Origin of the sequence: Pantoea sp. ARC270, assembly GCF_003236725.1 — a bacterium.
Lineage (GTDB): Bacteria > Pseudomonadota > Gammaproteobacteria > Enterobacterales > Enterobacteriaceae > Pantoea > Pantoea anthophila.
Map to the genome: position 1 here is coordinate 43,899 of NZ_PUGA01000024.1, position 9,907 is coordinate 53,805.

8 protein-coding genes are annotated in these 9,907 nt (G+C 59.3%); all 8 read right to left on the minus strand.

Features of this window, described 5'->3' with window-relative positions; genetic code table 11:
- Position 1 precedes the first annotated feature (1 nt).
- Entirely contained in the window at positions 2-922 is a 921-nt protein-coding gene (locus tag CKF42_RS12275; RefSeq protein ID WP_111208299.1) for a D-alanine--D-alanine ligase, read from the minus strand.
- Positions 912-2,390, minus strand: a complete 1,479-nt coding sequence (gene murC, locus CKF42_RS12280) for a UDP-N-acetylmuramate--L-alanine ligase (RefSeq protein ID WP_009092134.1) — start codon at positions 2,388-2,390, stop codon at positions 912-914. Before murC ends, CKF42_RS12275 begins: the two co-directional genes overlap by 11 nt.
- Positions 2,391-2,460: 70 nt before the next feature.
- Entirely contained in the window at positions 2,461-3,519 is a 1,059-nt protein-coding gene (gene murG / locus CKF42_RS12285; protein ID WP_111208300.1) for an undecaprenyldiphospho-muramoylpentapeptide beta-N-acetylglucosaminyltransferase, read from the minus strand.
- Entirely contained in the window at positions 3,516-4,730 is a 1,215-nt protein-coding gene (ftsW, locus tag CKF42_RS12290) for a cell division protein FtsW (protein WP_009092138.1), read from the minus strand. Before ftsW ends, murG begins: the two co-directional genes overlap by 4 nt.
- The gene (gene murD, locus CKF42_RS12295; RefSeq protein ID WP_111208301.1) at positions 4,730-6,046 is read right to left on the minus strand and encodes a UDP-N-acetylmuramoyl-L-alanine--D-glutamate ligase; all 1,317 of its coding nucleotides are present in this window, start codon (positions 6,044-6,046) and stop codon (positions 4,730-4,732) included. Before murD ends, ftsW begins: the two co-directional genes overlap by 1 nt.
- A gap of 2 nt (positions 6,047-6,048) precedes the next feature.
- Complete coding sequence (mraY, locus tag CKF42_RS12300; protein ID WP_009092141.1) at positions 6,049-7,131, minus strand: phospho-N-acetylmuramoyl-pentapeptide-transferase; 1,083 nt, start codon at positions 7,129-7,131, stop codon at positions 6,049-6,051.
- Positions 7,125-8,483 carry a UDP-N-acetylmuramoyl-tripeptide--D-alanyl-D-alanine ligase gene (gene murF / locus CKF42_RS12305; protein ID WP_111208302.1) on the minus strand — a complete coding sequence of 453 codons (1,359 nt, stop codon included), beginning with the start codon at positions 8,481-8,483 and terminating at the stop codon, positions 7,125-7,127. The genes mraY and murF overlap by 7 nt, the downstream gene beginning before the upstream one ends.
- Positions 8,480-9,907: UDP-N-acetylmuramoyl-L-alanyl-D-glutamate--2,6-diaminopimelate ligase (gene murE / locus CKF42_RS12310; protein WP_233501041.1), on the minus strand; the 1,428-nt coding region annotated here is incomplete at its 5' end. The genes murF and murE, both read right to left, overlap by 4 nt.

Consider the following 9,907-nt stretch of genomic DNA (forward strand, 5'->3'; position numbering starts at 1 on the left):
ATCAGTCGGCCAGCTCCAGAATATGGGCAACCAGCTGCGGAAAACGCATACCCGCCTGTTTCGCCGCCATCGGAACCAGACTGTGGCTGGTCATGCCCGGTGAGGTGTTGGCTTCCAGCAGCTGAAAGTTCCCCTCTCCGTCGGTCATCACATCAACCCGTCCCCAGCCACGGCATCCCAGCGCACGCCAGGCTGCCAGCACCAGCTGCTGCAATTCTGCTTCCCGTTCGGCACTTAAATCGGCCGGACAGAGATACTGAGTATCGTCAGAAATGTATTTAGCTTCATAGTCATAGAACTCGCTGGCGCTCTTAATTTCAATGGCAGGCAGAATACGATCGCCCACAATCGCGACGGTATACTCCGCGCCGCTGAGAAACGCCTCGACCAGCACGTCATTGTCGTGCTTAAACGCCAGTCCCAGTGCAGCAGGCAGCGCGCTCAGATCGTTGACCCGGCTGATGCCCACGCTGGAGCCTTCACAGGCTGGCTTAACAAACAGTGGCAGGCCAAGCGCCGCAATCGCCGCGTCGCTCTCTGCATCCAGCCCGGCATCAAACTGCTGACGCGTCAGCCAGACAAAGCGCCCTGAAGGTAAGCCGCGCCCCTGCCACAGCAGTTTGGTGCGCAGCTTGTCCATGGTGACGGCTGAGGCCATCACGCCGCTGCCCGTGTAGGGCAGTTGCAGAAACTCCAGCACCGCCTGCAGCGAGCCATCTTCGCCACCCCGGCCATGCAGAGCAATAAAGGCTTTGGTAAAGCCCTGCTCTTTCAGCGTGAGAACCGAAACATCACGGGTATCGATGCCATGTGCATCAATGCCCATTTCCCGTAATCCGGCTAACACAGCCTGACCCGAGTTAAGCGACACCTCACGCTCTGCCGAGGTACCGCCCATTAATACGGCAACTTTATCCGCCATGACGATCCTCCGCTTTCTGCTCCGGCTGGAGCTTCGCGTCAGCCAGCTTGCGGGCAACCTTGCCGACGTTACCGGCTCCCTGCACCAGAATCAGATCGTTGCCTGACAGCAGCGGTGCCAGCATCTCCGGCAGCGCGTCATGTTCCGGCACCAGAATCGGATCCACTTTGCCCCGATTGCGAATCGCACGGCAGAGCGAACGGCTGTCTGCGCCCGGAATGGCCGTCTCACCGGCAGAGTAGACATCCAGCATCAGCAGGACATCGACATGTGACAGCACGTTGGCGAAATCATCGAAGAGATCGCGGGTTCGGCTGAAACGGTGCGGCTGAAATACCATGACCAGTTTTTTGTCCGGCCAGCCTGCACGTGCCGCTTTGATCGTCGCCTCAACTTCAGTCGGGTGATGACCATAGTCATCCACCAGCATTGCGCTGCCCGGCTGCCCGTTTACCGGTTCGGTCGGGAACTCACCCAGCAGATCAAAGCGACGGCCCGTGCCCTGGAAGCTCTCCAGCGCGGCCAGAATGGCGTTGTCTTCAATGCCCTCTTCACTCGCGACGGCAACCGCGGCGGCCGCATTCAGCGCGTTGTGGCGGCCCGGTGCGTTCAGCGTAATCTGCAGCGGCGCTTTATCCTGACGAATCAGGGTGAAATGTCCCTGCGCACCACTCTGCTCATAATTCTCAATGCGCAGGTCAGCGTCATCACTGAAACCGTAGGTGGTAATGTGCCGTCCTACACGTGGGATCAGATCGCGGATCACCGCATCATCCACGCACATCACTGCGCGACCATAAAACGGCAGGTTGTGCAGGAAGTTAATAAAGGTCTGCTTCAGGTTCTCAAAATCGCCCTGATAGGTGTCCATGTGGTCCGCTTCGATGTTGGTCACAATCGCCACCATCGGCTGCAGATGCAGGAACGACGCGTCACTCTCATCCGCTTCGGCAATCAGATAGCGGCTGTTGCCCAGACGGGCATGGGTGCCTGCTGCTTTGACCAGTCCGCCGTTCACAAAGGTCGGATCCAGCCCGGCTTCCGCATAAATGCTTGAGACCATCGCCGTGGTGGTGGTTTTGCCATGAGTGCCCGCAACGGCGATGCCGTGACGGAATCGCATCAGCTCCGCCAGCATCTCCGCGCGACGAATAACTGGAATGCGCTGTTCACGCGCCGCCACCAGTTCAGGGTTGTCCTGCGAGACCGCGCTGGAAACCACCACCACGCTGGCATCGTTCACGTTTTCAGGGCGATGGTTAAAATAGATGGTCGCACCCAGCGCTATCAGGTTCTGCGTCACCGGGTTAGGGGCCAGATCTGAACCGCTGATATGGTAGCCTTCATTTGCTAACACCTCGGCAATACCGCCCATGCCAGCACCACCGATGCCGACAAAGTGGATGTGCCGGACGCGACGCATCTCGGGCACGATAGAACGCAGTTTTGCCAATTGTTGTGTATTCATCGCTCTCAATTACCTGCTCTTTCAATTTGTACCCGGCCCGGGTACAGGTCAGACACGCTGACCGGAATGATTACTTTGCGGCGCGAGCCACTTCCTGTGCGACCCGATCGGTCGCATCGGGGATCGCCACCTGACGGGCCTGCTCAGCCATCGTCAACAGGGTTGCGCGATCCCAGTGGCGTAGCAGATCCGCTACGGCCTCCGCAGTAAACTGCGGCTGCTCAAAAATTCTGGCAGCGCCCGCTTTTTCCAGCGGCAGCGCGTTCCAGTACTGCTGGCGATCCTTGTGCTGAAACGGCACGAAAATCGCCGGTAAACCAGCGGCAGCGACTTCACTCACGGTTAACGCTCCGGAGCGGCAGACCACCACATCGGCCCAGGCATAGGCCGCCGCCATATCATCGATAAACTCGGTGACCCTGTGCTGCGTCTGACCCGCCTGCTGATAGGCTTTCTCCGTTTCGGGCAGCGCCCCTTTACCGGTCTGATGCCACAGGGTGATCTCATCACCCACCAGCGCCGCAATCTGCGGCAGCGTCTGGTTCAGTATCCGCGCACCCTGGCTTCCGCCAATCACCAGCACCCGGATCGGGCCCGTCCGGTCGGCCAGCCGTTGTGCCGGCAGAGGCAGCGCCAGCACATCCGTACGCACCGGATTGCCCACCACATCGGCAGCAGGAAAAGCCCCCGGAAACGCCTGCAGCACTTTGGTGGCGATTTTCGCCAGCCATTTGTTGGTCAGTCCGGCAATCCCGTTCTGCTCATGCAGTACCACCGGAATGCCGCAACTCCAGGCGGCCAGGCCACCGGGACCGGAAACGTAGCCGCCCATGCCCAGCACAACATCGGGCTGCCAGGCTTTCATAATGCGGCGCGCCTGACGCCAGGCATTGAAGATGCGCATGGGCGCCAGCAGCAGCGCTTTCAGGCCTTTACCGCGCAGTCCGCTGATGCGGATAAAGTCGATTTCAATGCCGTGCTTCGGCACCAGATCGGCCTCCATGCGGTCGGCGGTGCCTAACCAGCGAACCTGCCAGCCCTGTTCCATCAGATGATGGGCGACAGCCAGACCGGGAAAAACATGTCCGCCGGTTCCGCCTGCCATCACCATCAATCGCTTACCGCTCATCGACCACCTCGGGTAAACGCCTGCGCTTTCGCCAGGCGCGTTTCATAATCTATGCGTAATAAAAAGACGATGGCGGTCGACATAATGATCAGACTCGAACCACCGTAACTGATCAGCGGCAAGGTCAGGCCTTTAGTCGGTAACATACCGGCTGCAGCCCCGACGTTAACCAGCGCCTGGAAGCTGAACCAGACGCCAATTGAACAGGCTAAGAAGCCGGAAAAACGCTGATCCAGCTCCAGCGCGCGTCGGCCAATCGACATCGCACGAAAAGCGACGAAGAATACCATTAAAAGTGCCAATACCACACCGATGTAACCGAGTTCTTCCCCTATGATGGCGAAAATAAAGTCGGTGTGCGCTTCCGGCAGATATTCCAGCTTTTGCACGGAGTTACCGAGTCCCTGTCCCCAGAACTCACCGCGGCCAAAGGCCATCAGCGACTGGGTCAGCTGGTAGCCACTCCCAAAGGGATCTTCCCAGGGATTCCAGAACGACGTCACACGGCGCATACGGTAGGGTTCTGCAATGATAAGGAGGATCACCGCAAAGATACCGGAGCCGATGATCGCCATGAACTGCCACAGCTTGGCCCCCGCCAGGAAGAGCATCGCCAGCGTCGTAACAAACAGTACCACCACCGTTCCCAGGTCGGGCTGCGCCAGCAGTAACACCGCCAGCACGACCATGACGCCCATCGGTTTGCAGAAGCCCCAGAAGTTATTACGCACCTCTTCCACTTTGCGCACCAGGTAACTGGCGAGATAGCAGAACAGGGAGAGCTTCGACAGCTCCGCAGGCTGGATACGCAGCGGACCCAGCGCAATCCAGCGCGATGCACCGTTAACCGAGCTGCCGACCACCAGAACAATCAGCAGCATGACGATCGTGACCATCAGCATCACGTTGCTGTAGCGCTGCCAGAAATCCATCGGCACCCGCAGCGTGACCAGCGCCATGCCCAGCGCCAGCGCAATGTAGAAGGCGTCACGCTTGGCAAAGTAAAAGAGATCGTCATTCAGACGCTGACCGACCGGCATAGAGGCCGAAGTCACCATCACAAAACCAATCACAGCCAGACCGAGCGTCAGCCATAACAGCGTGCGGTCATAGAGCACCAGTGAAGTGTCATCACTTTCACGCGCTCCCATGACCCAATCTTTCAGGCGTCCTGAGAAATAGTGAGCCAGTCCGGCGCCAGGAATACGCATCAGCTCAGCTCCTTCGCCAGCTGCGCGAACTGATCGCCGCGCTGCTCAAAGTTACGGAACTGGTCAAGGCTGGCACAGGCGGGCGACAGCAGAACCATATCGCCGGATTTAACCTGAGGCGCGATCTGCTCCATTGCCTGACGCATCGTCTCCGTGCGTACGGCGATCTCAGGACGCAGCGCCGCCAGCGCATCGCCATCGCGGCCAAAACAGTAGAGGCGCACATTGTCACCCTGCAGCCAGGGGACCAGCGGCGTAAAGTCGGCTGATTTGCCATCCCCGCCCATCAGCAGCCATAACGTGCCGTTCACCTGCAGACCATTCAGTGCCGCTTCGGTGCTGCCAACATTGGTGGCTTTAGAGTCGTTAATCCAGCGCACGCCCTGATGCTCATGCACCAGCTGGAAGCGATGTGCCAGACCGTTAAAATGCGTTAAAGCGGCCAGGCTGGAGGCGCGTGGCAACCCTACTGCATCAGCCAGGGCCAGCGCCGCCAGTGCATTGGTGTAGTTGTGCTGGCCGGTCATTTTCATTTCAGCGGTGTTCAGCACCTTCTCACCCTTCACCCGCAGCCAGATACTGCCCTGCTGCTTGTTAAGATGATAGTCACCGAAATCGATGCCAAAGCTGACACAACGGGTGTCCGCGCCGCGAACCGGCATCGTCAGGGCGTCATCGGCGTTAACGATGCAGGTCTGCGCGTTCTCGTAAACCCGCAGTTTGGCGGCACGATACTGCTGCATCCCCAGCGGATAGCGATCCATATGATCTTCGCTGACGTTCAGCACGGTTGCCGCCGCGGCTTTCAGGCTGTGCGTAGTCTCAAGCTGAAAACTGGAGAGCTCCAGCACGTAGAGCTGCGCCGGAGACTGCAGCAGGCTCAGTGCGGGCAGACCGATGTTGCCGCCTACGCCCACCTGCCAGCCTGCGGCTTTGGCCATCTCGCCCACCAGCGTCGTCACCGTGCTTTTGCCGTTGGAACCGGTAATCGCCACGACAGGCGCCTGCGCCTCGCGGCAAAACAGCTCGATGTCGCCGACGATTTCGATACCGGCATCTGCTGCTTCGCTGAGAAGCGGATGCGCCAGCGCGATACCCGGACTGGCAACAATCAGATCGGAGGTCAGCAGCCAGTCGCCGTAAAGACCGCCCAGATGGCGTTCAACCTGCCCGGGCAATTTATCCAGCCCCGGCGGCGAGACACGGGTATCCATCACGCGAGGCGTTACGCCCTGCGCCAGAAAGAAATCAACACAGGAGAGCCCGGTCAGGCCCAGCCCGATGATGACGACTTTTCTACCCCGATAGTCAGCCATGATTAACGCACCTTCAGCGTGGCCAGGCCAATCAGCACCAGCATTAGCGAAATAATCCAGAAGCGCACAATCACGCGCGGTTCCGGCCAGCCTTTCAGTTCATAGTGGTGATGGATCGGCGCCATGCGGAAAATACGCTGACCGCGCAGCTTGAACGATCCCACCTGCAGGATCACCGACAGCGTTTCAACCACAAACACGCCGCCCATGATCACCAGTAAAAATTCCTGACGCAGTAACACCGCGATGGTTCCCAGCGCGCCGCCCAGTGCCAGCGAGCCCACGTCCCCCATAAAGACCTGTGCAGGGTAGGTGTTGAACCACAGAAAGCCCAGCCCTGCCCCGACGATAGCGGTGCAGACAATCACCAGTTCACCGGCATGACGCAGGTAAGGGATGTGCAGATATTCTGCGAATTTCACGTTACCCGTTGCCCAGGCAACCAGCGCGAAGCCGGCCGCCACAAAGACGGTCGGCATAATAGCCAGACCATCCAGGCCATCGGTCAGGTTGACCGCATTACCCGTTCCGACAATCACAAAGTAGGCCAGCAGCACATAAAAGAGGCCGAGCTGCGGCATGATGTCTTTGAAAAATGGCACCACCAGCTGGGTCGCCGGCGTATCTTTGCCTGCCGCATACAGCGCGAACGCCACGCCCAGCGAAATCACCGACATCCAGAAATATTTCCAGCGGGCGATGAGTCCCTTGGTGTCTTTACGTACGACTTTGCGGTAGTCGTCGACAAAGCCGATGATGCCAAAGCCGATTAACACCACCAGCACACACCAGACATACGGATTCGACGGATAGGCCCACATCAGCACCGAAATGGTGATGGAGGTCAGGATCATGATGCCGCCCATGGTCGGCGTGCCGCGCTTGCTGAAGTGAGACTCCGGGCCGTCATTGCGGACAACCTGACCGATCTGTAACTTCTGCAGCCAGGCGATCAGGCGCGGTCCCATCCAGAGCGAGATAAATAACGCGGTCAGCAGGCTGACAATGGCGCGAAACGTCAGATAGGAAAAGACGTTAAAACCGGAATATAAAGCGACCAGATGCTCGGCCAGCCAAACTAACATGTTCCTTTCTCCTGTAAGCTCTGTACTACCTGCTCCATGGCGGCACTACGCGAACCTTTTATCAAGACAGTAATTTCTGAGTGTTCGGACAACAGCTGGCGTAAACGTTCAGTCAGCGCCGTCTTATCGCTGAAATGTTCGCCAGCTTTGCTGCTTTCGCTGATGAAATGGCTGAATCTGCCGGTCGTCAGCACGCGATCAATGCCTGCGTCACGTGCTGCCTCGCCGACTTCGCGGTGACACTGTTCGGTCTCGTCGCCCAGCTCGGCCATATCCCCCGCCACCAGCACCCGATAGCCCGGCATCTCGGACAGCACCTGAACCGCTGCGGTCATTGAACCGACGTTAGCGTTGTAACTGTCATCCAGCAGCAGCTGCTGCGCAGAAAGGCGCACCGGGAACAGACGGCCAGGCACCGACTGCAGACTTTTCAGCCCCTGCTGAACGGCGCTCAGCGGCGCGTCCACTGACAGGGCCAGGGCCGCAGCGGCCAGGGCATTAGCGATGTTATGGCGACCCGGCAGCGGCAGAACGATCTCCACTTCGCCACGCGGAGTCACCATGACAAAATGGGTGCCGTCCTGAGCAATGCGGATATCGCGGGCGGAGAAGTCGCACCCTGCCGCCTGCGGTGCGAAGCGCCACACGGTTTTATCCTGCAGATTCGCCTGCCACTTTGGCCAGTCATTGCTCTCGGCATTCAGAATCGCAATGCCGTGCGGCGGTAAGCCCTGAAAAATTTCGCCTTTGGCTTTGGCAACGCCCGCCAGTGAACCAAAGCCTTCCAGATGTGCTGCCGCCAGGTTGTTAACCAGCGCACTCTCCGGCCGAACCAGATCGGTGGTATAGGCGATCTCGCCCTGATGGTTCGCGCCCAGCTCGATCACCGCATACTGATGTTCAGGTGTCAGGCGCAGCAGCGTCATCGGGACGCCATAGTCGTTATTGAGATTACCGGCGGTATAGAGCGTTTCACCGCACTGACGCAGAATCGCCGCGGTCATCTCTTTCACCGAGGTTTTCCCGGAAGAGCCGGTCAGCGCCACGACGCGGGCGCTCGACTGCTGGCGAACCCAGGCCCCCAGTCTGCCAAAGGCGAGACGGGTATCCTCAACGACTACCTGCGGTACAGCGACAGGTAAATGCTGACTGACCAGCAGCGCCTGTGCGCCATTCGCAATCGCATCGCCGACAAAGTCATGCGCATCAAAACGCTCACCCACCAGCGCGACAAACAGGCTGCCAGCCGTCACCTTGCGGGTATCTGTGGTGACCTCGTTCAGAGTGAGGTCGCTGCCGTAAAGCGTGCCGCCGGTGATCTGTGCCAGGGCCTGTAATGAAACCGGAATCATGCTGTGCCTCCCAGCAGAGCCGCGACCGTTGCACGGTCGGAGTAATCAAGCCGGTGTGTACCGATGATCTGATAATCTTCGTGGCCCTTGCCCGCGACCAGCACGATGTCGTCAGGCTGCGCCTGCATAATAGTGTTAGTCACCGCCTGCGCACGACCGGAGACCACACGGGCGCGGCCCGGGTCCAGCAAACCGGTCAGAATATCGTTGACGATGGCCTGCGGATCTTCGCTGCGCGGGTTGTCATCGGTAATCACCACCACATCGGCAAACTGCTCGGCAATCGCCCCCATTAACGGGCGTTTCCCTTTGTCACGATCGCCACCGCAGCCAAACAGGCACCACAGTTTTCCTGTGCAGTGCAGGCGTGCCGCTTCCAGCGCTTTTTCCAGCGCGTCTGGCGTGTGAGCGTAATCGACCACGACCGTGGGTTTACCTGCGGCACTGAACACTTCCATACGCCCGTTGACCGGCTGTAACCGGGGGGCGGCGTCGATCAGCGTCGCCAGCGGATAGTCGAGCGCCAGCAGGGTCGCCAGCGCCAGCATCAGATTGCTGACATTGAATGCGCCCATCAGCGGGCTGGCAATGTCGCCATTGCCCCAGCTGGAGCTGAAACGGATATGGGCGCCGTTGTCGTGATACTCCACCGCGTCGGCTTTCAGCCAGCGGCCATGGCAACCCGGCTGGAGGTTATTCTCCATAGTGACCGCGACCGCATCCGGTAAGCGCGCGAGCCAGCGACGCCCCACTTCATCATCCGCGTTGAGGATCGCCTGACCAACCTGATGCTCAGAGAAGAGCAGCCATTTGGCGGACTCGTAGCTCTCCATGTCACCGTGATAGTCGAGGTGGTCGCGGCTGAGATTAGTGAAGACCGCAGCGGCAAACGGCAGCGCCGCGACGCGATGCTGAACCAGCCCGTGTGAAGAAACTTCCATAGCGGTCAGGGTCGCCCCTTTTTCAGCCAGATCGTGCAGCAGATGCTGTACGTCTACCGCAGAGCCGGTAGTATTTTCGGCGGCGGCCAGCTGGCCTACCAGGCCGTTGCCGACCGTGCCCATGACCGCGCTGGTTTCACCCAGCAGCATGGCCCACTGCGCCAGTAACTGCGTGGTGGTGGTTTTGCCGTTGGTGCCGGTCACGCCGATCAGCTTCTGTTTTTCACCTGGCTGCTGGTAAAAGCGTCCGGCTAATGCCGAAAGACGCTGATGCAGCTGCGCCAGATAGATAACCGGCACGCCGTGCATTTCACGGATTTCACCGTCAGCGGCTTCGCCTTCGGCTTCCGCAACAACGGCAGCGACGCCCTGCGCAATCGCCTGCGGGATAAAACGGCGTCCATCAACCTGATGGCCTGAAACAGCGACAAACAGATCGCCAGAAGCCGCAAGGCGGCTGTCCAGGGTCATGTCACGCAGTGG

What these genes read in the sequence shown, in the direction of transcription:
- CKF42_RS12275 (WP_111208299.1), bottom strand. Translation starts at nt 922, where the DNA reads ATGGCGGATAAAGTTGCCGTATTAATGGGCGGTACCTCGGCAGAGCGT.
- murC (WP_009092134.1), bottom strand. Translation starts at nt 2,390, where the DNA reads ATGAATACACAACAATTGGCAAAACTGCGTTCTATCGTGCCCGAGATG.
- murG (WP_111208300.1), bottom strand. Translation starts at nt 3,519, where the DNA reads ATGAGCGGTAAGCGATTGATGGTGATGGCAGGCGGAACCGGCGGACAT.
- ftsW (WP_009092138.1), bottom strand. Translation starts at nt 4,730, where the DNA reads ATGCGTATTCCTGGCGCCGGACTGGCTCACTATTTCTCAGGACGCCTG.
- murD (WP_111208301.1), bottom strand. Translation starts at nt 6,046, where the DNA reads ATGGCTGACTATCGGGGTAGAAAAGTCGTCATCATCGGGCTGGGCCTG.
- mraY (WP_009092141.1), bottom strand. Translation starts at nt 7,131, where the DNA reads ATGTTAGTTTGGCTGGCCGAGCATCTGGTCGCTTTATATTCCGGTTTT.
- murF (WP_111208302.1), bottom strand. Translation starts at nt 8,483, where the DNA reads ATGATTCCGGTTTCATTACAGGCCCTGGCACAGATCACCGGCGGCACG.